This window comes from Rhodospirillales bacterium (genome assembly GCA_016699855.1).
Lineage (GTDB): Bacteria > Pseudomonadota > Alphaproteobacteria > Reyranellales > Reyranellaceae.
This window is the reverse complement of sequence record CP064988.1, coordinates 3609646-3630327: the sequence shown is the minus strand read 5'-3', so window position 1 is coordinate 3630327 and position 20682 is coordinate 3609646. Positions and strand designations below refer to the sequence as shown.

Genomic DNA, 20682 nt, shown 5'->3' with positions numbered 1-20682 from the left:
TCAGGCCGGACGCGGCGGACGTACGAGGATCAGCCAGCCGACCAGGCCGACCAGACCGGTCAGCGCGATACCGAGGCCGATGTTGAACTGGCTCTCGTGCGAGACGTAGCCCATCAGCAGGGTCAGTCCCGCCGCCGCCATCATCTGCACGAAGCCCATCAGCGCCGAGGCGGCGCCGACGCGGTTGGCGGGCACGACGGCCAGCGCGTTGGCCATGGCGTTGGGCATGTTCAGCCCGTTGCCCAGCCCCATCACGACCAGAGGCACGATCAGGGCCAGAGGTGTGACGTATCCTAGCAGCGCCGTGACCATCAGCCCGACGGCGCCGAGCGTCAGCATGAGCTGGCCGCCGGCGATCAGGTTGAGGCTTTTCACGCGGCCCTGCAGGCGGTTCGACACGAATGTGCCGACCACGAAATGACCGGCCCAGGCCAGGGTGAACCAGCCGAACAGTTCGGCCGCGACGCCCATCACCTGGATCAGCAGGATCGGGCCGCCGGAGAAAAAGATGTTGAAGCCCGACGAGGCGCAGGTCGCGGCGATCAACAGGCCGACGAAACGACGGTCGCGCAGCGCCACGCGGAAGCCCTCGACGTAGTCGCGCGGACCGCCACCACCCGGCCGGGCCTTGGGCGCCGTCTCGCCGAGGATCATATAGACGAGAACCAGCACGACGAGGCCGGTGGCCGCCGTCAGCCAGAAATTGCTGCGCCATCCGAACCACACCAGCAACTGACCGCCGAGCAGCGGCGACAGCGCCGGCGACAGCGCCATGGCCGACGCCATGTAGCCCATCGAGCGCGGCGCCTCCTGCGCGGTACGGCTGTCGCGCACCACGGCGCGGCCCAGCACGACGCCGCCGCAGGCACCGCAGGCCTGCAGCAGGCGCGCTGCGATCAACGTCTCGATGCTGGTGGCGATGGCGCACAGCGCGCTGGCGGCGGTGAAGACCACGAGGCTGCCCAGCAGCACCGGCCGCCGCCCGATGCGGTCCGACATCGGTCCGACCGCGAGCTGCGCGAAGGCGAAAGCGAACAGGTAGGCCGAGAGCGTGAGCTGCGCCGTGCCGTAGGACACGCCGAACTCGCGCGCCAGGGTCGGCAGCGACGGCAGGAAGATCGTCAGCGCGAGCTGCGACGTGACGGTCGCGCTCATCAGCAGCCAGATCGGCGGTCTCGCGCTACGCATCCACGACGCTCGCTGGGGAAGGAGGACGGCTGGCGACGACGCGCCCGTCCCGCTGGCGCCGGCGTTTTCGGCGCGAGCACATAGCACGGATCGCGCGGCGCGCCGCCCGCGTCGGGCGCCGGGGCGCCATGCGCCGCCGCCGGTCCTACATCCCGTCCGGATCGACGATCCGCGCGGCGGGAAACCGCTCGCGCCAGCGCTTGGCGACCACGCGGTCGCGGTACTCGCCGGGTTTGGCGCGGCCGGCGGCGGTGGGGCGGCAGACCAGTCCCAGCAGGTCGCCGACCCCGCACGGCGCCAGGATCTCGACGACGTCCGAGCCGTCGAGGCGCGCGGCGATCGCCGTCGGCGTCTCCAGCCAGTGCGCCATGGCGTCGGCGGTGTCGCGGTAGGGCGCGTCGCGGTTGCGGCGGTGCATGCGCGCCTGGTTGCGCACCTGCCAGTCGACGCCGGGCGACTCCGCGTCCAGCCGCGCCTCGTGCGCCGCCTCGCGCGCGCCCTCGGGATCGACGGCGTCGAAATAGACCACGTCGACATCGAGCGACGGACGCGGTTCCAACCCCGCGAGCCGGTCCCAGATGCGGTCGCGGATGAAGCCGGCGCCGATCCAGCCGTCGGGCAGGGCGAGCGCGCGCACGGCGCGCAGCCGCGCCATGATCTCGGCATCGGCCGCGATCAGCGCCGCGACGCGCGCGACGTCCGGATTCCCATTTCGCGTCGGGGACGGCATGGTGACGACGATACCACGCGCCGCCGGAGCCGCATGCCCAGCTTCCAGTTCGAATCGCGCCACGCCGGCCTGGTCGCCGGAGTCGACGAGGCCGGCCGCGGTCCCCTGGCCGGCCCGGTCGTGGCCGCCGCCGTGGTCATCGACCGCGTCCGCGCCGGACGCGACCTGCTGGCGCTGCTCGACGACTCCAAGAAGCTGACGCCCAGGCGGCGGCATCTGGCGTTCCTCGCGCTGGGCGAAAGCGACGCGGTCGCCATCGGCATCGGCGCCGCCAGCGCCCGCGAGATCGACCGCGTCAACGTGCTGCGCGCGACGCTGCGCGCCATGGCCCGCGCGGTGGCGGCGCTGCCCGCGCCGCCCGACGTCGCGCTGGTCGACGGCAACCGGCCGCCGACCCTGCCGTGCCGCGTCGAGACCATCGTGAAGGGCGATTCGAAGAGCTTCTCGATCGCCGCCGCGTCGATCGTCGCCAAGGTGACGCGCGACCGCATCATGCGGCTGCTGGACTCGCGCTACCCCGGCTACCGCTGGATCAAGAACGCCGGCTATCCGGCGCCGGAGCATCTCGAGGCGCTCCAGCGGCTGGGCGCGACCCCGCACCACCGCCTCAGTTTCTCGCCCCTGGCGATGGACTCAACTCACGGAAATTAAACGACTTTCTTAATGTTTTACTTAAAGATAATACTTCAACATATTGAATCTATTGAAAATTAATCCGGATTCCGGCATAGTCACGGACTGGATCACCGCCCCATCCCCCAGGCGTGGCGTAGCGTAAACACGAGGACAGGGCCGCATGGCAAAGCGCGACGGCGCGACCGACCGGATTCTGGTCGGCGACTGCATCGAGATCATGAATTCGCTGCCGGCCGGCTCGGTCGACATGGTGTTCGCCGATCCACCCTACAATCTGCAGCTCGGCGGCGACCTGCACCGCCCCGACAACAGCAAGGTCGACGCGGTCGACGACGACTGGGACCGGTTCGACGATTTCGCCAGCTACGACGGCTTCACGCGGGCCTGGATGGCGGCGGCGCGCCGGGTGTTGAAACCCGAAGGCACGATGTGGGTGATCGGCAGCTACCACAACGTGTTCCGCATGGGATCGGCGCTGCAGGACCTCGGCTTCTGGCTGCTGAACGACATCGTCTGGCGCAAGACCAACCCGATGCCGAATTTCCGCGGCAAGCGCTTCACCAACGCGCACGAGACGCTGATCTGGGCGGCGCGCGACCGCCGCCGCAAGCAGTACACGTTCAACTACGAGGCGATGAAGGAGCTCAACGAGGGCATCCAGATGCGCAGCGACTGGACGCTGCCGATCTGCACCGGCCACGAGCGCATCAAGGACCGCGACGGCCGCAAGGCGCATCCGACGCAGAAGCCCGAGGCGCTGCTGTTCCGCTGCCTGATGGCCGCCAGCAACCCCGGCGACGTCGTGCTCGACCCGTTCTTCGGCAGCGGCACCACCGGCGCCGTCGCCAAGCGGCTGGGCCGCCGCTACATCGGGCTGGAGCGCGACGAGGGCTACGCCGAGGTGGCGCGCAAGCGCATCGCCGCCGTCCGGCCGCTGTCGCCCGAGGACGTGGCGCCCAAGCCGGCCAAGCGCAGCGAGCCGCGCATCCCGTTCGGCGCGTTGATCGAGACCGGCCTGCTGACGCCGGGCTCGACCCTGGCCGACCCCACCGGCCGCCACTACGCCCGCGTCAAGGCCGACGGCACGTTGAGCACGACCGGCCCCGGCGGCGATCTGCGCGGCTCGATCCACCAGGTCGGCGCCGCCGTGCAGGGCGCGCCGTCGTGCAACGGCTGGACGTTCTGGCACCACGAATTCGACGGCAAGTTCCTGCCGATCGACCACCTGCGCCAGCAGATGCGGGCGCGCCTGCAATAGCCATGGACCACAAGGGAGCGACCGCCATGATCCGCTCTACCCTCTCGCGCATCCTGCCGGTGCTCGGCGCGCTGACGCTGGCCGCCTGCGGCACGGTGCAGGGCATCGGCCAGGACATCTCCAACACCGCCGCCTGGGTCGGCAAGACCGTCTTCTAGCGCCGATGCCGCGCGGCTCCGCGCGGGCCGGGGCCCGGCCGAAGGCGAGGGCGGTCGACGCCGCCGCGCCGGTCGACGCTGCCGCGCCGGTGGTGGTGCGGCGCGCGACGGTGGCCGACATCGACGATCTCGTGGCGCTGGCGCGCGCGCTCAACGCCCACGAGGGCGAGCCGACCGATCTGTTCACCGCCGCGGTGGCGCGCCGCCATGGCTTCGGGCGCCGGCCGGAATGGACGGTGTGGCTGGCGACGCGCGATGGCGCGGCCGTCGGCTTCGCCATGACGCACCGCTCGTGGGACACGCCCAACGCCGCGCCCGGATTGTTCCTCAGCGATCTCTACGTCGCGCCGCGGGCGCGCCGCCGCGGCGTCGGCCGCCTGCTGATGGCGACGGTCGCGGCCGAGGTCAAACGCGCTAAGCGCGTCTATTTCTGGTGGACGGCCAAGCCCGGCAATAAGCGCGCGCTGGCGTTCTACAAGAGCCTCGGCGCGTTCTCCGAACCGGTCGTGGCGCACGCCCTGTTCGGCCCCGCCCTCGACCGCCTGCTCGAGCCGCGCGCGAAACCGAGGCGGGCGACGTCGAAGCGCGCGATGTCGAAGCGCGCAACGCCGAAGCGACGGAAGCGCTGATCCCGCCGCTTCCACCGTCATTCCGAGCGCGGCGAGGGATCTTGGCGGCGACGGAAGGATCCCTCGCCGCGCTCGGGATGACAGTCTGGCCCGTCTGATCGCCGCGCGTCCGGGCGCACGCGCCGCGCGTCCGGGCGACGCGTACCCGCGCCATCCGCCGCGCCGGCAAAGAAACAGCGCGGCGTCGTCCGCCGCGCTGCATCGATGGATGAGGGCTGGTCGCCGACGCGCGGCTATTGCCGCTTGGTGACGTGGATCAGCGCGTTGTTGCTGCCGGGACGGTAGCGCACGTCGTACTGCGCGCCGGCCGGGATCGAGTTGCAGTTCTGCTGCGGCGACTGCATGCGCGTGATGGTGTACGTGGTCCACGCCTGGCCGCTGGTCATGTCGACGTCGAGCTGGAACACCAGCTGCGGCGACACCGACGTGCCCGGCGGATAGGTGTAGCACATCCACGAGCGCATGCCGGTCGGCAGGTTCGTGGTCTTCCACTCGCCCTCGCCCCAGCGGTAGCGGAAGTTGATCGGCACGCCGATGTTGTTGTTGAGGCAGGCGCAGCCGTAGGGGTGGGTCGGCGCCGTCGACTGGGCCTGGGCCGGCGCGGCGGCGGAGATCGCGAGGGCGGCGCCCGCCGCGAGCGTGAGAAATCCGAGTTTCGTCCCCATATCAATCCCCCAGAACTTCGGCGGCCGCATCGCCTGAAATATCGTCCCGCGGCGTCCCGTTCCACGCGCCGGCGCGCAGCCGGCCGCAGATGATGGAAGGTAGCGCGAAACCGCGGCGATGACAATTTCCGACGTGGCACCGCCGTCGGATCAACGGCGCGCGAGGACGGCGCGGCCCAGCCGCTCGAGCGCCGCGCGCAGCCGGTCGTCGCCGATCGGCGCCACGCCGGCGCGCAGGGATGCGCTTCGCGCCGGATCGAGCGGCGGCGGCGGCGCCGGCGGCGCCGACGCCCGCGCCATCGGCAACGGACCCTGCGTGATGCGCAGGCTCTCGACCGCGGCGTAGCCCAGATGCGTGTTGATGCGCTCGATCAGGCGCGGCGCCATGTACTGCAGCTCCAGCGCCATCGACCCGGCCACGCGCAGCCGCAGCGTCGCGCCGCGTTCCGGCCGCGCCGGCCTCGTCAGTCTCGCGTCAGTTTTCGCGCCGCCGGCCGACGGCGGGCGCGCGGCGCCCGTCAGCTTCTCCGGCGCGCAGTGGCGCGCCACCTCCGGCCCGACGATCAGCGACCACTCCGCCGCCAGCCGCGCGATGGTCGTGCCGCGCCGCGCCGCCAGCGCGCCCGTCAGCTTCGGCACGTGCGCGCCCACCGCCTTGAAGCCGCCGCGGCGGCGGATCTCGAGATCGGGACGATCCTCGGTCATGCGCCCGATCATACGCCGGCGGAGGCCGGCGGTGGAACGGCGGGCGGCGTTCATTCTTCCTCTCCGCTTGTGGGCTAGCGGATTCACACTTCTCGACTGTCGCATTGGAAGGCAGGAAAGCCTTGGCGCACCGACGTTTTCTCCCTCTCCGCCCGCTTGCGGGGGGAGAGGGAAGGGGCCCGCGCGCAGCGCGGGTACGCCGTATCGGCGATGCGCCGATACGGCGGCGGTGAGGTGGGTGGTGGTGGCGTCGCCTGCGGCCGATATCGATGCACGTCGCTTCTCCGATCGACGTCGGCACTGATCCCACGACCACCTCACCCTCCCCGCCGCTGAAGCGGCGGGTCCCCTTGCGTAAGCGCGAGCGGTTAGGATGAGGGCGTTCCGCGAGGAATGCCCAGGGCCGGGTGGCCACCCGGCCCTGGGCGGTTCGACCGTCGGATCGTTGGTCCCGGGAATCGTGACGGATCGCGAGGGAGCCGGATCGCGGACGAACCACTTCATCGAGGCCCGGATGGTTGCCCGAACAACCTGGTTCGCACGCAAGGCAGGGACGACGAAGATGGCCGAACATAGCACGCCTGTCGCCGGCATCGACACCGGCAAGACCTTGGCTCGACATCGCGCTGTGGCCGGACGGCGCCACATGGCGGGTGCCCAACACCGCCGAGGGCCACCGCGCGCTGCGCGAACGGCTGGCCGGCCTCGGCGTCCGGCGCGCCGGCATCGAGGCGTCGGGCGGCTACGAGAGGGCGGTGGCGGCGGCGCTGCGCGGAGCCGGCGTCGAGGTCGCCGTCCTGCAGCCCGGCGGTCCGCGCCTTCGCCGCCTGCAAGCTGCGCCGGGCCAAGAACGACCGGATCGACGCCGCCCTGATCGCCGGGTGCGCCGCCGGTCTCGCCGGCGTGCGCGCCGCGCCCGATCCGAGGATGGCGCCCCTCGCCGAGCATCTTCTCTTCATCGAGCAGATCGAGGACGACCTGCGCCAGACCCGCTGCCGCCTCGAGCGCTTCGCCGCCCGGCGCCTGCGCGCCGGCCTCGAGCGCGACGTCCAGCGCCTCGAGCGCCGCCGCGACGCCGAGCTGGCGCTGCTGCTCAAGACCGTCCGCGCCGAGGCCGACCTCGCCCGCCGCCTCGACCTCGTCGCCAGCGTCGACGGCGTCGGCATCCGCACCGCGCTGACCCTGGTCGTGCTCATGCCCGAGCTCGGCGCGCTGTCGCGCGAGCAGGCCGCCGCGCTCGCCGGCCTCGCCCCGTTCGACCGCGACTCCGGCACCCTGCGCGGCGAGCGACACATCGCCGGCGGACGCGGCCGCGTGCGCAAGGCCCTGTTCAACGCCGCCCTGCCGGCCGCCTTCAGGTGGAACGACAACCTCGTGCCGGTCTACAAGACGCTCGTCGCCAAGGGCAAACCTCACAAGAAGGCCCTCGTCGCCTGCGCCCGCAAGCTCGTCATCTTCGTCAACGCCGTCCTCGCCAGAGGCACCCCGTGGACCAAGCAGATCCCGGTTTGATTAATGGTTGCTCCCTCTCCCCCGCTGCGCGGCGGAGAGGGCGTTCGGCCGCTATCTTGGATGTGTGAATCCGATAGGCCGCAAGCGGGCGGAGAGGGATTTAGGCGGATGGTCAAGACCGACTACACTGCCGCGATGGCGCGCAGGACGACCACCGACGACGCCCGCGTGGCGGCGGCCGGCGCCGCGTTCGCGGCCGCGCGTGCGCGCGCGCCCGGATGCCGCCGATCATGCGGCCCGCGTGCTGGCGTGGTACGACCGGCACCGCCGCGCGCTGCCGTGGCGCGCGCCGGCCGGAGGGCGCACCGAGCCGTACCGCGTCTGGCTCAGCGAGATCATGCTGCAGCAGACGACCGTGGCGACAGTCGGCCCCTACTTCGCTGAATTCACGCGCAGGTGGCCGACGGTCGGCGATCTCGCCGCCGCGGCCCTCGACGACGTGCTGCACGCCTGGCAGGGGCTGGGCTACTACGCCCGCGCGCGCAACCTGCACGCCGGCGCCCGCGCCGTGGTCGACCGCCACGCCGGACTCTTCCCCGACGACGACGACGCGTTGCGCGCCCTGCCCGGCATCGGCCCCTACACATCAGCCGCCATCGCCGCGATCGCCTTCGACCGGCCGGCCAACGCCGTCGACGGCAACGTCGAGCGCGTCATGGCGCGACTGCACGCGCTGGAGACGCCGCTGCCCGACGCCAAGCCGGCGCTGACGGCGCTGGCCGCCGCGCTGGTGCCCGCGCGACGCGCCGGCGACTACGCGCAGGCGCTGATGGATCTCGGCGCCACGGTGTGCGTGCCCCGCGCGCCGCGCTGCGTGGTGTGCCCGCTGGTCGACATCTGCGCCGCGCGGAGGCTCGGCCTGGTCGACGCGCTGCCCGGGCGCCGCGCCAAGGCGGCGCGGCCGACGCGGCGCGGCATGGCGTTCCTGCTGACCGCCAGGGACGGCGCCATCGCGTTGCGCCAGCGTCCGGCCAAGGGATTGCTCTGCGGCATGATGGAGATCCCCACCGGCCCGTGGCGCGAGGGGGCGTTCGACGCCGACGCCGCGCTGGCCGAGGCGCCGCTGCGCGCGAAGTGGCGCGTGCTGCCGGGGACGGTGCGCCACGTCTTCACGCATTTCACGCTCGAGCTGACCATCGCCGCCGCGCACGCGCCGACGACACGGATGACGGCCGCGGCCGGCGATTTGATCTGGTGCCCGCCCGACCGGCTCGCCGCGATGGCGCTGCCCACCCTGATGAAAAAAGCCATCGCCCACGGCCGCGCCGGGCAGCGCCTTGAGACACGGCAGTAGCGGAGCGTGGGCGCTTTCTCCCTCTCCGCCCGCTTGCGGGGGGAGAGGGAAGGGGCCCGCGCGTAGCGCGGGAAGGGTGAGGTGGGTGGCGGTGGCGTCACCGACACTCGATATCGGCGCAGTTCACTTCATCGATCGATGTGGCCACCGATACGACGACCACCTCACCCTTCCCATGCTTCGCATGGGCCCTTCCCTCTCCCCGCTACGCGGCGGAGAGGGAGACAAACCCGTTGGCGGAAAGGAGGAAGACGCTCATGTTCCTCGCCCCCACCGGGGGAGAGGTTAGGTGAGGGGGCCGCGTCGCATCGCAATCGTGGAGTGAACTCGGCCGCGACGCCGTCGGCGGCGGTCCTGACAACAAAGGAGATTCGACCATGGCGACGCAAGCGCAACGCGGCCACGATCCCGTCGTCTGGGCGGCGCGCATGCGGCGCGCGCTCGTGCTCGGCTTCGGCGCGCTCGGCGCCGCGCTGGGCATCGGCGTTCTTGGCTACCATCTGATCGCCGGTCTGCCGTGGATCGACGCCCTGCTCAACGCCGCCATGATCCTCGGCGGCATGGGGCCGGTCGACCAGTTGTCGACGACCGGCGGCAAACTGTTCGCCGCGGGCTACGCGCTGTTCAGCGGCCTGCTGTTCGTGGGCGTGTGTGGCGTCATCGCCTCGCCCTGGGTGCACCTGTTCCTGCACCGCTTCCACGCCGAGCTGGACGACGACGACGGCGATTGAGGCGAACGACGTGACCGCGGCGCGGCGCCGCCCTCCTCTGTCATCCCGAGCGTAGCGAGGGATCTAGGCTCGGTCCCTGGATCCCTCGCTACGCTCGGGATGACAGGATGCGCGACGCCGCCCGCGTGCGCTTCCCCTCCAGCCTAAGCCGCCTTCTTCCGCTTGCCCTTGCGCGCCTTCAGCGACTGCGCCAGCGCGCAGAGGCGGCGGATGGTGTCGCGCTCCTCGGCGATGTAGCGGCCCATCAGCGCGCCGGTCTCGATGTCGATGGTGCGGTCCTTCATGAAGTCGCCGAACGGATCGTCCTCGCGCGGCGCGCCGTAGCCGAGATACTCCAGCCGGTCGAGGTCGCCGATCTTGGGATTCGAGACGTAGGCCAGCTTGGCGTCGGCCTTGGGATCGGGCCGGTCGATCAGCGTGTAGCCCAGCTCGACGACGCGCTTCTCGAACGCCAGCCCGTGCTCGGCCTCGCGCACCGCCACCAGCTTGACGACGGCGCGCACCTCGGGATCGTCGGTCAGCGCGACCCAAGCGTCGAAGTAGCGCGCCGCCTTGGTCTCGGCGACGCTGATCGCGTTGAGCAGGCCGAGGTAGGTGGGTTTGGTCGTCATCGTGGGCTCTCCCGGAAATGGCGGCGCGTGTCACCGTGCGCATGTGGTGGCCGATGATAGGCACGGACGGACGATGCCGGAAGTGCCACGGCGTCAGCGTCTGGGGTCAGGCCTGAAGCGTCTGGGGTCAGGCCTGCAAAACGGCATTTTCACCGAGAGATCGACCGGAAACCTTGCCGCTTTGCAGGCCTGACCCCGCTACGTTTGACCCCGTTACCGCTACAGAGGGAAAAGCAGGAAGCATCCACCTTCCTTACTTGATGGGAATGTGACGCACGAAGCTTTGGCTTGCGCCACTGGCGCGCACTGCCGGAACGACCCCGATGACCTGGGGAGCGCGGAGTAGTCCGTCTGGATAGGCGTGCCCACATCAAAGCCGCCCAACCGCCACTTCACAGGTACGGCACGGCCTTCCTGATTGATCGCCAATACGGTCAGAAACGCCGCCGACCACCCCCAGCAAACATCACGCTTCAACTCAAAGGGTGGAACGTGCGGTCTCGCCGGCTCCGAGAAAGTCAATTCGCCACTGTCGACCGACGTCAGGCAGATATGGGACCACTCCTTCGATAGCCCTGAAAAATCGTAGCTCCGCGAGCCGCTTGCACCCTCTGATCTTATCGCACGAGCGATCCGTTGTTGAACGCCAAAACTATTGGGTGCTCTCACCCACGAAGCGAGATTGCAGAACGCCTCGCCTGGGGACTCCTCAGGAGACCCGTTGCTCAGCGAGCTACGGATGGAAACGCTCGCGAGAACTGCTCCGGCTAGAAGTACGAAGCCGAACGCGGCGGAGAGCACCAGCCGATAGCTCCAAATGGCTGCCAGGGCGACGAGAGCCGCGGTTCTTTTCCCCATGCCACGCACCGCTGCTACCTGTCCCTCAACAACTCGCTTCGACATCGCGTGATTGTGTTGGGGTCAATCCTGCAAATCGGCTGCTCATCGGGAGGTCGGCCGGAAAATTTGCCGTTTTGCAGGCCTGACCCCCTCACAATTGTCGAATTCGCGAAGGGATTGAAAGCCGCAATATTAAGTGACCGACGAAACTGGTCTCGGTCGAGCGCTACCGTTGTGGTACTTTTGACCTTCACCCACATCGCGCCCTCCTAAGCTTATATTGCGGCTAAACAACGCTAGCTGGCAGGTTGTTTAGGAAAGAGCAAAGCTACTATAGCTACGTGAAAGTAGTACGCAGTGTGTGCACTTACAAAGATCATAGCAAACACATAAATAAATCCATGAAAAGACAGCTGCCAGTAGATTCGGAAATCCGGCTCAAGCGCACCTACTCCGAAGAGCAATACCGGATAGCCCACTACTGTAGCCCAGCGAGACGGGCGTATCGCTCGGAAGCGCTCCAGGCAAAAGTCACGGTAGAGCCAGCTATGTGAATTCCACAAAATCAAGTTAGCTACGCTCCAAAGTGCGCCAAAGCCCAGCCACATGTAATAAAAGCATTTGAAAACCTGTGCTGTTGGATCGAGAATATGAACGCGGCTAGACGCGAAATTAAATAGGTAGAAATATATGGATAAGCCTATGTAAGCGCTTACCCAAAATATGATCGGCGCAATAATAATTATTTTGTAGCTAAGTCGATACCTCGCGAGTATTTCGTCGTATGACATGGGCTCACACTTTGGTGGTGGCAATGTCAGATGAAGGTAGGCTATTTCTAGAGGCCGCGTCTTCGGACGTGCGCTTGACCATGTGAGATATCTATAGTGATTGAGCAATTCTTTAGCGCGGACTTCCGGTGCGCAACTATGATCACCGTCCGCCCCTTGACTATCTCCGCCATGTTGTCCTGCACGACCGCCTCCGTCTCCGCGTCCAGCGCGCTCGTAGCCTCGTCGAAGATCAGGATGCGTGGGTCCATCAACAGCGCCCGCGCGATGGCGATCCGCTGCCTCTGGCCGCCGGAGAGGTTCATCCCCCGCTCCTCGATCTGCGTGTCGTAGCCCTCCGGCATCTGAAGGATGAACTCGTGCGCCCCGGCCATGGTCGCCGCCTTCACGATCCGGTCCATCGACACCGTGCGGTCCGCCAGCGCGATGTTGTCCCGGACGGATCGGTTGAACAGCACCGACTCCCGCGGCACCACCCCGACCTGCCGCCGCAGCCACGCCGGGTCGATCAGCGCGGGGTCTAGACCGGCGGGCGGCGACGCGGCGGCGGGCGCGTGGAACACAGGCGGCCTCCCCGGCCGTGGATCGGCGAACGCTATCGACGGCCCGTCGGGCCGGCAAGCGCGGCGGCCAAATTTGCCGTTTTGCAGGCCTGACCCCAAAGGGTGCATCTGGCTCGTGCCGTTGGACGGGGCGGCGGGAATCGCCCCGCGCAAGACGCGGGCCAACGCGGCGCGTGGTGGCTCCGGTTTTTTCGGCGAAGACGGATGGTTCGTCCGGGGGAGACGGTGTCGCCGTCCACGCAGGCGCGTCATGCCGTCTTATGAGACGGGTTGGCCGTGTTCCGCGACCATCGGCGGCGGTGGACCGCATGGGCCGCTTGCAAGCGGCCTACCCCGTCCCACAAGCCGCCACCTTCCGCGCCGCCATCGCGGCGACGGCGCGCCGCGACGGCCCACCCGGCCCCACGCGCCATCGAACACAAAAACGGCATCTTCGCCGACCGTTATCGCCGCGGTAGGGTCGCGGCGTGTCCTCGCCGCGATCCATCCGCCCACAGGCCGCGTCCGCGCGGCCGACGCGGCGGGCGAACGGATCACGAACGGGTCGAATCCTGTCCGCGTCGATTGACTGTCCACAGGCCGAACTCCCAAGATGTGGGGGTTGAAGGGAGCGCCATGCGCAATATCTCCATCGTCATCGCCGGCGCGGTCGCCATCGCGGCGGTCGTCGGCGGCGTCTATCTCGCCACCAAGCCCGGCTCGCCGTCGGCCCAGAGCGCCCCCGCGCCAGGCGCCGGCACGGCCGCGCCGGCGGCGCCCGCCGCCCTGCCGCCGGAGCTCCAGATCACGGCCACCGACCACGCCATGGGGCCGGCCGACGCCGCCGTCACGATCGTCGAGTACGCCTCGATGACCTGCGGCCATTGCGCGTCGTTCCACACCACGGTGCTGCCGGAGCTGAAGAAGAAATACGTCGACACCGGCAAGGTGCGCTTCGTGTACCGCGACTTCCCGCTCGACGAGGTCGCGGCGCGCGCCGCCCAGCTCGCGGAATGCGTCGGCAACGAGCGCTATTTCGCGATCGTCGACATGATCTTCCGCGGCCAGGCGCAGTGGGCCGCCGCCAAGGATCCGATCGCCGAGCTGGTGAAGTCGCTGCGCATCGCCGGCCTGCCGGAGGACGCGGCCAAGACCTGCCTCGCCGACCAGAAGGTGCTCGACGCGATCCTGCTGGAGCGCCAAGGCGGCGACAAGCTGGGCGTCAACTCGACGCCGACGCTGTTCGTCAACGGCCAGCGTCTGACCGGCGGCCGCACGATGGCCGAGCTCGACGAGATCCTGTCGAAACTCATCAAGTAGCGTTCCGGCCGGCCGTCCCCAGCGGCGGCCGGCGGGTTCCTCCAACCAGCGAGTGGTAGCCGTGCAGTTCAACAAGCTCCGCCTGTCCGGCTTCAAATCGTTCGTCGATCCGACGGAGCTGGCGATCGAGCCCGGCCTGACCGGCATCGTCGGGCCCAACGGCTGCGGCAAGTCGAACCTGGTCGAGGCCCTGAAATGGGTCATGGGCGAGACCTCGGCCAAGCAGATGCGCGGCTCGGAGATGGAGGACGTGATCTTCGGCGGCACCGGCCAGCGGCCGGCGCGCAACATCGCCGAGGTGACGCTGCGGCTGGACAACCACACGCGCACGGCGCCGGCGGCGTTCAACGACGGCGACGAGATCGACGTGGTCCGGCGCATCGAGCGCGGCCACGGCTCGCTCTACAAGGTCAACGGCCGCGAGAGCCGCGCCCGCGACGTGCAGACCATGTTCGCCGACGCCGCCTCGGGCGCGCGCTCGACGGCGCTGGTCAGCCAGGGCCGCATCGGCGCCATCATCAACGCCAAGCCGACCGACCGCCGCTCGGTGATCGACGAGGCCGCCGGCATCACCGGCCTGTACGCGCGCCGCCACGAGGCCGAGCTGCGCCTGCGCGCCGCCGAGGCCAACCTGCTGCGCGTGCAGGACGTGCTGGCGGCGCTGGAGGAGCAGCACAAGCAGCTCAAGCGCCAGGCCCGCCAGGCCACCCGCTACCGCAATCTGAGCGACCACATCCGCCGCGCCGAGGCGGCTGTCCTGGCGCTGCGGCTGGCGGCGGCCGACCGCGAGATGGCCGAGGCCGGCGAGCGGTTGAGGGAGGCCGAGGCCGCCGTGGTCGATCTGACGCGGCTGGTCGGCATCGCCACGACGGCGCAGAGCGACGCGGCGTCGGGACTGCCGGCGCTGCGCATGGCCGAGGCCGAGGCGGCGGCAAGCTGCAGCGGCTGCGCGTCGCGCACGAGACCCTGGGCGAGGAGGCTGACCCGCGTCGAGGCGGCGCGCGACGACGGCCGCGCGCGGCTGGCGCAGATCGAGGCCGACGCCACCCGCGAGGGCGGCCGGCGCGGCGACGCCGGCGCGGCGCTGGCCGAGCTGGAGGCGGAGCGCGCGCGGCTCGAGGCCGACGGCGCCGGCCACGACGAGCGCCACGCCGCGGCGCTGGCCGCGCGCGACGCGGCGCGCGACGCCAGCCACGCCGCCGAGGCCGAGCTCGACCGTCTGACGCGGCAGATCGCCGACGACGAGGCGCTGCTCGCCAGCGTCCAGCGCGAGATCGCCGAGCTGAACGGCCGGCTGATCCGGCTGGTGGCGCGCCGCGACGAGGCCGAGACGCAACGCCGCGACATCGGCTCCCAGCTTTCGGCGCTGCCCGATCTGGCCGGGGTCGAAGCCGCGGCCGTCGACGCGCGCGCCGCGCTGGACCGCGCCCGCGACGAGGCCAACGCCTCGGTCGAGGCCGCCCGCGCCGCCGAGCGGACCGCGATCGAGAGCGCCCGCGCCGCCCAGACGCAGGCCGCCGAGACCGCGCGCGCCGTCCAGAGCGAGGCCGCCGAGGCGGTCCGCGCCGCCCAGGCCGAGGCCGCCGAGGCCGTCCGCGCGGCGATGGCGCGGGCCGAGACCGACCGGCAGGAGACCGAGCGGGCGCGCGCCGCCGAGCGGCTGGCGGCGGAGAACGTGGCCGCCAAAATCGCCGACCCTTGTCCAGAAGGCGTCCGGCCGTGTCACGCGGTTGAAGGCCGAGGAGAGCGGCATCGCCGCCGCGCTGCGCGCCGCCGCCGACAGCCTGTGGCCGCCGCTGATCGACGCGCTGGCCGTCGAGGCCGGCTACGAGAAGGCGCTGGGCGCGGCGTTCGGCGACGAGCTGGAGGCCAGCTACGACCGGGGCGCGCCGCTCTACTGGCAGACCCTGCCGCCGCTGGCGGAGATCCCGGCGCTGCCGGACGGCGTCGAGCCGCTGGCCGCGTACGTGAAGGCGCCGGCCGAGCTGGCGCGGCGGCTGGCCTTCGTCGGCATCGTGGCCGACGAGGAGACCGGCGCGCGCCTGCACGAGGGGCTGCGGCCGGGGCAGCAGATCGTCACCCGCGACGGCGCGGTGTGGCGCTGGGACGGTTTCACCGTGAAGGCCGGCGCGCCGACCGCCGCCGCGACGCGGTTGAGCCAGCGCAACAAGCTCGCCGAGCTGCGCGGCCAGCTCGACGCCGCCCAGGCCGAGCTCGCCGCCATCGAGACGCGCCATCTGGCGGCGCGTGCCGCCGTCGAGGCCGCCAGCGGCGCCGAGAAGCTGGTGGTCGCGCGCGCCGTCGAGTCCGGCGCGGCGCTGGTCGCCTCCGCCCGCGCCGCCGAGCGCGAGAGCGTCGAGCGCGCCCGCGCCGCCGAGCGCCTGGTCGTCGAGCGCGCCCGGGCCGAGGAGCGCGACACCGTCGCCCGCGCCCGCGCCGAGGACGAGGCCGCGCGCGCCGCGACGCGCGACGCCGAGGCCGCCGCCCGCCGCCTCGTGGCCGAGCGCGACGGCGATTTCGCCCGCGCCCGCGACCGGGCCGCCGAGGTGGCGCGCCAGCACGCGGCGCTGACCTCGCGGCTGGCGGCGCTGGACGACGCCGCCGCCCGGCTGGCGGCGGAGATCGCCGACGCCGAGACGCAGCGCACGTTCCGCGAGGCGCGCCGCTCGTGGATCGCCGATCCGTCGGCCGACCGCGCCGCCGCCGCCGCGCTGCGCGCCCGGCTGGCCGAGCTGCGCGCCGATCTGGTCGAGCGCCAGTCGGCCTGCGATTCGCTGGCCCGCGACGCGGAGTTCCGCGCCCGCCGGCTGGAGCAGATCGGCGTCGACGGCGCCGGCTGGCGGACCCGGCTGGAGGACGCCGAGCGCCAGATCGCCGCCCTCGACGCGCGCCGGAGCGCCGTCGAGGCCCAGCTCGCCGAGCTCGACGCCCGGCCGGCGCGCCTGCAGGAGCAGCGCGACGGGCTGGCGGTCGAGATCGCCGCCGCCGAGACCGGCCGTTCGGCCGCCGCCGACCGGCTGGCCGAGGGCGAGAGCCGGCTGGCGGCCGCCGACAAGGCGGTGCGCCAGATGGAGGCCGAGCTGGCCGCCGCGCGCGAGAACCGGGTGCGCCGCGAGGGGCTGTCCGAACAGGCCGGCCGCGACCGCGCCGCCGTGGTCGAGCGCATCGCCGAGCGCCTGCGCGTGGCGCCGGACGCCGTCCTGCAAGCGGCCGAGGTCGACTCCCTGGACGAGCTGCCGGAGATCGAGCAGGCCGAACGCCGCCTCGAACGCCTCGTCGCCGAGCGCGACGGCATGGGCGCGGTGAACCTCCGCGCCGAGGAGGAGGCCAACGAGCTCGACCAGCAGATCGTCGCCATGACCGGCGAGCGCGACGACCTGACGGCCGCCATCGGCCGCCTGCGGCAGGGCATCGGCAGCCTCAACCGCGAGGGCCGCGAGCGCTTCCTCGCCGCCTTCGAGAACGTCAACAAGCACTTCCAGACGCTGTTCACGCAGCTGTTCGGCGGCGGCCGCGCCGAGCTGCGGCTGACGGAATCCGAGGATCCGCTCGAGGCCGGGCTGGAGATCGTGGCCTCGCCGCCGGGCAAGAAGCTGCAGGTGATGTCGCTGCTGTCGGGCGGCGAGCAGGCGCTCACGGCGCTGGCGCTGCTGTTCGCGGTGTTCATGACCAACCCGGCGCCGATCTGCGTGCTGGACGAGGTCGACGCGCCGCTCGACGACGCCAACGTCGAGCGCTACTGCGAGCTGGTGCGCGACATCGCCGGCCGCGCCGACACCCGCTTCCTGATCATCACCCACCACCGCGTGACCATGGCCAAGATGGACCGGCTCTACGGCGTCACCATGATGGAGCGCGGCGTATCGACTCTGGTGTCGGTCGATCTGGAGCGGGCGGAGCGCGTCCTGGAGACGGCGGTGGCGGCATAGGGTCCACGTCGCGCCATCGGCGCGCGGCGGCCACCTTCCCGAACAGCGCTTGGTGGACGCCCGTCACTTCCCCATGATCAGCGTCGGCAACCATAGCGCCAAGCCGGGGACGGCGAGCAGCGCGGCGATCAGGGCCAGCATGGCGGCGACGAACGGCAGCGCGCCTTTGATCACGTCGCCGATGGCGCCGCGCTCGCGCATGCCCTGCACGACGTAGAGGTTGAGGCCGACCGGCGGCGTGATCAGCGCCGCCTCGATCAGCACCGTCAGCACGACGCCCCACCAGATCGGATCGTAGCCGAGCTTGAACACGATCGGCGCGACCAGCGGCGTCGTCAGGATCATCATGGAGATCGTCTCCATGAAGCATCCCAGCACGAGGTAGAAGACGACGATCAGCAGCATCGTGCCGAGCGCGCCGAGCCCGAGATTCGTCACCCACTCCGCCACGCCGTCGGTGACGCCGATGGCGGCCAGCACGAAGTTCAGGAACTGCGCCGCCACGATGATCAGCATGATCATCGCGGTCGTGCGCATGGTGCCCTCGAACACCGCGCGCAGCATCGCCCAGGTCAGCCTGCGCTCCCACGCGGCCAGCATCAGCGCGGCGATGACGCCGAGCGACGCCGCCTCGGTGGGCGTCGCGACGCCGGCGTAGATCGATCCGACCACCACGAGGAAGATCAGGAACGGCGGGATCAGGTCGGGCAGCGTGCGCAGGCGCGCGCCCCAGCTGGTCTCGATCGGCACGCCGCCGCGGCGGCGGTCGAAGGCGCAGTAGACGAGGACCACCGCCATGAAGAGGCCCGCGAGCAGCATCCCCGGGATCATGCCGGCGAGGTACAGCCGCGGCACGGAGGTGTTGGTCAGCAATCCATAGAGGATGAAGTTGATCGACGGCGGAATGAGGATGCCGAGCGTGCCACCGGCGGCCAGCGTGCCGAGGAACAACGGCTCGTCGTAGCCGCGCTTGCGGATCTCGGGGATCGCGACGGTGCCGATCGTCGCCGCGGTGGCGACGCTGGAGCCCGACGTGGCGGCGAACAGCGCGCAGGAGCCGATGTTGGCGTGCATCAGCCCGCCCGGCAGCCACGACAGCCACTGCGCGATGGCGGCGTAGACGCGGGTCGCGATGCCGGCCCGCAGCAGGATCTCGCCCAGCATGACGAACAGCGGGATGGCGATGAGGATGTACTCGACGCTCGCCGTCCACACGATCTCGCCCATCGCGAGGCGCAGCGGCATCGAGGCGTAGAAGCGCTCCATCACCAGGCCGAGGACGCCCAGCGTCGCGGCGATGGGCACGCTGAGCGCGAGCAGGACGATCAGGGTCAGCAGCGCGGTCGCTAGCATCGGCTACTTCCTCCCGCCGTCGCCGGCGGCCGGCGGCGCGATGCCCAGGCCGCGCAGCTCGCTCTCGATCTCCTCGTCCTGGCTCGAGGCGCCGGCGATCGCGGCGACCGCGCCGAGGTCGCCGCGCGCCAGCCCGGCGAACACCCGCAGGATCGCGACGGCGAGCGTGAACAGGAAGAACAGGAAGCCCGCGAGCCATGCCAGCTGCGGGATCGCCAGCGGCACGCGCAGCGACGTGTTCGGTCGTATCCACTCGAACAGGCTGGTGAACGCCAGGTTCCATGCGCGCTCGGTGAGGAACGCGACGAACAGCGCCAGCGCCAGCAGCGACACGAGGTCGAGCGCCGCGCGCGCGCGGGGTCCGAACCGCAGATAGAGGGCGTCGATGCGGACGTGGCCGCGCGTGACCAGCACATGCGCCAGCGCCCAGCTCGTGCCGACCGCGAACAGGTACGACGCGAGCTCGTCGGAGCCCGTGAACGTGACCGTCAGGATCTTGCGCAGCACCACCTCGGTCGAGACGATCGCCGCCGCCGCGAGCAGCATCGCGCCGCCGGCCCACGCCGCGGCGCGCGCGACCGCGGCCGTCGCGCTCCACACCTTCTCCATGGCTTCCAGCTCCGCGCGATTGCCCATCCGGCGCCCGTGTCGGCCGGCGCCGACGTCCGGACGCCCCGCGCCGCGCGCGGGGCGTCCGGGTCCGGGATCAGTTCGCCTTGGCGGCGAGGCCGTACGGCTTGCCGACGAGCTCGTTCCAGCGGGCGGCGCAGGCGTCGCCGCAGCGCTTGGCCCAGCGCGCCAGCACGACCTCGTTGAGCGCCTTCTCGCGCGCCGCGACGTCGGCGTCCGACGGCTTGACCAGCTTCATCTTGGCGGCCGGTCCTGCAGAGCAGGTCCCGCCGGTGTTGCAGGCGATGCCCTCGTCGTTCTCGGCCTCGATCGCCTTCCACGACCGCGCCTCGAGGTCGGCGAACTCCTTGCGCAGGAAGTCCTGGGTCGGCTTGGAGAGCTTGCTCCAAGTGTTGTTGCTGACCGCCCAGAAGCCGATCGTGTAGCCGACCGGCAGCACGAACATGCTCTGCGTGACCTCGTGCCACTTGGCCTTGTAGCCCGGCATGGTGCCGGTGATGCCGCAGTCGGCGACGCCCTTCTCGAGCGCCGGCACGACCTCGCCGAACGCGATCGTGACGGGCGAGCCGCCGACGGCGGTGACGAAATCGCCCTGCGAGGTGCCCTGGACGCGGACCTTCTTGCCCTTGAGGTCGGCGATGCCCTTCACCTCGCCGCGGCAGTAGAACACCTGCTGCGGGAACGGGAACATCGCGAGGATCGTGGCGCCGTGCTTCTCCGCCATGACCTTCTGCATCTCCGGCAGCCAGGCCTCGGTGATCTTGCGCGCCATCGGGAAGTCCTTGGCGACGCCGGCGATGTCGACCGCCTCGACCACCGCGGCGCCGTCGTCGACGTAGATCGGCAGCGCCGCGACGAAGTCGAACACGCCCTGCTTCAGCAGGCGCAGCATCTCGTTGCCATTGAGGTTCACCTCGGTCAGCGACTTGGCGTTGGCCGTGATGTTGCCGCCGGAGGCCTTCGGAAGATGGTCCTTCCAGAACGGACCCTCGAGCTGCTGCCAATTGGTGAGGAAACCCCACGTGCCGACGACGTTGAACTGCTTCTTGTCGACCGTCTGCGCCGATGCCGCGCCCGCCAGCGCGAACGCCGCGGCGGCGGCGAGAACGCCTAGTCTCCGCATATCCGTCTCCCCTTGTGGTCGTAGCCTTCTATCTCGA

Annotated in this window: 17 protein-coding genes and 1 pseudogene; 9 read left to right on the top strand and 9 right to left on the bottom strand. The window is 70.7% G+C overall.

The genetic code is table 11. The annotated features are described in order from the left end of the window. Together IPK81_17075 and IPK81_17070 are read right to left on the bottom strand one after the other, a co-directional pair. On the bottom strand, positions 1-1188 hold the full coding sequence (locus IPK81_17075) for a multidrug effflux MFS transporter (GenBank protein QQS11283.1): 1188 nt from the start codon (positions 1186-1188) through the stop codon (positions 1-3). 145 nt (positions 1189-1333) lie between these two features. Continuing rightward, positions 1334-1918 (bottom strand): nucleotidyltransferase family protein, encoded by a 585-nt coding sequence (locus tag IPK81_17070; protein ID QQS11282.1) that lies wholly within the window; start codon positions 1916-1918, stop codon positions 1334-1336. A 33-nt stretch (positions 1919-1951) separates the two neighbouring features. On the opposite strand from IPK81_17070, the gene IPK81_17065 reads away from it, so the two are divergent. The 4 genes from IPK81_17065 (at position 1952) to IPK81_17050 (ending at position 4599) form a co-directional block, all read left to right on the top strand. Next, positions 1952-2569 carry a ribonuclease HII gene (locus IPK81_17065; GenBank protein QQS11281.1) on the top strand — a complete coding sequence of 206 codons (618 nt, stop codon included), beginning with the start codon at positions 1952-1954 and terminating at the stop codon, positions 2567-2569. Between the two features lie 145 nt (positions 2570-2714). Continuing rightward, complete coding sequence (locus IPK81_17060; protein QQS11280.1) at positions 2715-3812, top strand: site-specific DNA-methyltransferase; 1098 nt, start codon at positions 2715-2717, stop codon at positions 3810-3812. 26 nt (positions 3813-3838) lie between these two features. Next, on the top strand, positions 3839-3970 hold the full coding sequence (locus IPK81_17055) for an entericidin, EcnA/B family (GenBank protein QQS11279.1): 132 nt from the start codon (positions 3839-3841) through the stop codon (positions 3968-3970). A 5-nt stretch (positions 3971-3975) separates the two neighbouring features. Next, positions 3976-4599: a GNAT family N-acetyltransferase gene (locus tag IPK81_17050; protein ID QQS11278.1), complete on the top strand. Its 624-nt coding sequence runs from the start codon at positions 3976-3978 to the stop codon at positions 4597-4599. Between the two features lie 233 nt (positions 4600-4832). On the opposite strand, the gene IPK81_17045 is transcribed toward IPK81_17050, so the two are convergent. Both IPK81_17045 and IPK81_17040 read right to left on the bottom strand, forming a co-directional pair. Then, positions 4833-5264, bottom strand: a complete 432-nt coding sequence (locus IPK81_17045; GenBank protein QQS11277.1) for a hypothetical protein — start codon at positions 5262-5264, stop codon at positions 4833-4835. Between the two features lie 150 nt (positions 5265-5414). After that, the gene (locus IPK81_17040; GenBank protein ID QQS11276.1) at positions 5415-6023 is read right to left on the bottom strand and encodes a DUF721 domain-containing protein; all 609 of its coding nucleotides are present in this window, start codon (positions 6021-6023) and stop codon (positions 5415-5417) included. A gap of 508 nt (positions 6024-6531) precedes the next feature. On the opposite strand from IPK81_17040, the pseudogene IPK81_17035 reads away from it, so the two are divergent. From IPK81_17035 to IPK81_17025, 3 genes and pseudogenes are all read left to right on the top strand, one after another. Then, positions 6532-7481, top strand: a pseudogene (locus IPK81_17035) (IS110 family transposase). Between the two features lie 202 nt (positions 7482-7683). After that, a complete protein-coding gene (mutY, locus tag IPK81_17030; GenBank protein QQS11275.1) occupies positions 7684-8775 on the top strand; it encodes an A/G-specific adenine glycosylase in 1092 nt (363 codons plus the stop codon). A 377-nt stretch (positions 8776-9152) separates the two neighbouring features. Further along, positions 9153-9506, top strand: a complete 354-nt coding sequence (locus IPK81_17025; GenBank protein QQS11274.1) for a hypothetical protein — start codon at positions 9153-9155, stop codon at positions 9504-9506. A 143-nt stretch (positions 9507-9649) separates the two neighbouring features. Here the strand turns inward: IPK81_17025 and IPK81_17020 are convergent, their stop codons facing one another. Together IPK81_17020 and IPK81_17015 are read right to left on the bottom strand one after the other, a co-directional pair. After that, positions 9650-10117 carry a hypothetical protein gene (locus IPK81_17020; GenBank protein QQS11273.1) on the bottom strand — a complete coding sequence of 156 codons (468 nt, stop codon included), beginning with the start codon at positions 10115-10117 and terminating at the stop codon, positions 9650-9652. Positions 10118-11795: 1678 nt separating this feature from the next. Continuing rightward, complete coding sequence (locus IPK81_17015) at positions 11796-12563, bottom strand: ATP-binding cassette domain-containing protein (GenBank protein QQS11272.1); 768 nt, start codon at positions 12561-12563, stop codon at positions 11796-11798. Positions 12564-12926: 363 nt separating this feature from the next. Here IPK81_17015 and IPK81_17010 point away from each other — a divergent pair, with 363 nt between their 5' ends. Then, positions 12927-13610, top strand: a complete 684-nt coding sequence (locus tag IPK81_17010; protein ID QQS11271.1) for a DsbA family protein — start codon at positions 12927-12929, stop codon at positions 13608-13610. A 52-nt stretch (positions 13611-13662) separates the two neighbouring features. After that, positions 13663-17616: an AAA family ATPase gene (locus tag IPK81_17005; protein ID QQS15157.1), complete on the top strand. Its 3954-nt coding sequence runs from the start codon at positions 13663-13665 to the stop codon at positions 17614-17616. Here IPK81_17005 and IPK81_17000 read toward each other — a convergent pair. The 3 genes from IPK81_17000 to IPK81_16990 all read right to left on the bottom strand — a co-directional run bounded on the left by IPK81_17000 (position 17603) and on the right by IPK81_16990 (position 20645). Beyond that, entirely contained in the window at positions 17603-18892 is a 1290-nt protein-coding gene (locus IPK81_17000; protein ID QQS11270.1) for a TRAP transporter large permease, read from the bottom strand. The two genes, IPK81_17005 and IPK81_17000, sit on opposite strands and share 14 nt — an antisense overlap. Positions 18893-18895: 3 nt before the next feature. After that, on the bottom strand, positions 18896-19501 hold the full coding sequence (locus IPK81_16995) for a TRAP transporter small permease (protein QQS11269.1): 606 nt from the start codon (positions 19499-19501) through the stop codon (positions 18896-18898). A gap of 97 nt (positions 19502-19598) precedes the next feature. Next, positions 19599-20645 (bottom strand): TRAP transporter substrate-binding protein, encoded by a 1047-nt coding sequence (locus tag IPK81_16990; protein ID QQS11268.1) that lies wholly within the window; start codon positions 20643-20645, stop codon positions 19599-19601. Between the last annotated feature and the right edge of the window lie 37 nt (positions 20646-20682).

Bases quoted from the DNA above. Each gene is read 5' to 3' on its own strand.
- IPK81_17015 (QQS11272.1), bottom strand. From the start codon at position 12,563: ATGACGCGCCTGCGTGGACGGCGACACCGTCTCCCCCGGACGAACCAT.
- IPK81_17025 (QQS11274.1), top strand. From the start codon at position 9,153: ATGGCGACGCAAGCGCAACGCGGCCACGATCCCGTCGTCTGGGCGGCG.
- IPK81_17040 (QQS11276.1), bottom strand. From the start codon at position 6,023: ATGAACGCCGCCCGCCGTTCCACCGCCGGCCTCCGCCGGCGTATGATC.
- IPK81_17020 (QQS11273.1), bottom strand. From the start codon at position 10,117: ATGACGACCAAACCCACCTACCTCGGCCTGCTCAACGCGATCAGCGTC.
- IPK81_16995 (QQS11269.1), bottom strand. From the start codon at position 19,501: ATGGAGAAGGTGTGGAGCGCGACGGCCGCGGTCGCGCGCGCCGCGGCG.
- IPK81_17050 (QQS11278.1), top strand. From the start codon at position 3,976: ATGCCGCGCGGCTCCGCGCGGGCCGGGGCCCGGCCGAAGGCGAGGGCG.
- IPK81_17055 (QQS11279.1), top strand. From the start codon at position 3,839: ATGATCCGCTCTACCCTCTCGCGCATCCTGCCGGTGCTCGGCGCGCTG.
- IPK81_17065 (QQS11281.1), top strand. From the start codon at position 1,952: ATGCCCAGCTTCCAGTTCGAATCGCGCCACGCCGGCCTGGTCGCCGGA.
- IPK81_17000 (QQS11270.1), bottom strand. From the start codon at position 18,892: ATGCTAGCGACCGCGCTGCTGACCCTGATCGTCCTGCTCGCGCTCAGC.
- IPK81_17060 (QQS11280.1), top strand. From the start codon at position 2,715: ATGGCAAAGCGCGACGGCGCGACCGACCGGATTCTGGTCGGCGACTGC.
- IPK81_16990 (QQS11268.1), bottom strand. From the start codon at position 20,645: ATGCGGAGACTAGGCGTTCTCGCCGCCGCCGCGGCGTTCGCGCTGGCG.
- IPK81_17075 (QQS11283.1), bottom strand. From the start codon at position 1,188: ATGCGTAGCGCGAGACCGCCGATCTGGCTGCTGATGAGCGCGACCGTC.
- IPK81_17010 (QQS11271.1), top strand. From the start codon at position 12,927: ATGCGCAATATCTCCATCGTCATCGCCGGCGCGGTCGCCATCGCGGCG.
- IPK81_17070 (QQS11282.1), bottom strand. From the start codon at position 1,918: ATGCCGTCCCCGACGCGAAATGGGAATCCGGACGTCGCGCGCGTCGCG.
- IPK81_17045 (QQS11277.1), bottom strand. From the start codon at position 5,264: ATGGGGACGAAACTCGGATTTCTCACGCTCGCGGCGGGCGCCGCCCTC.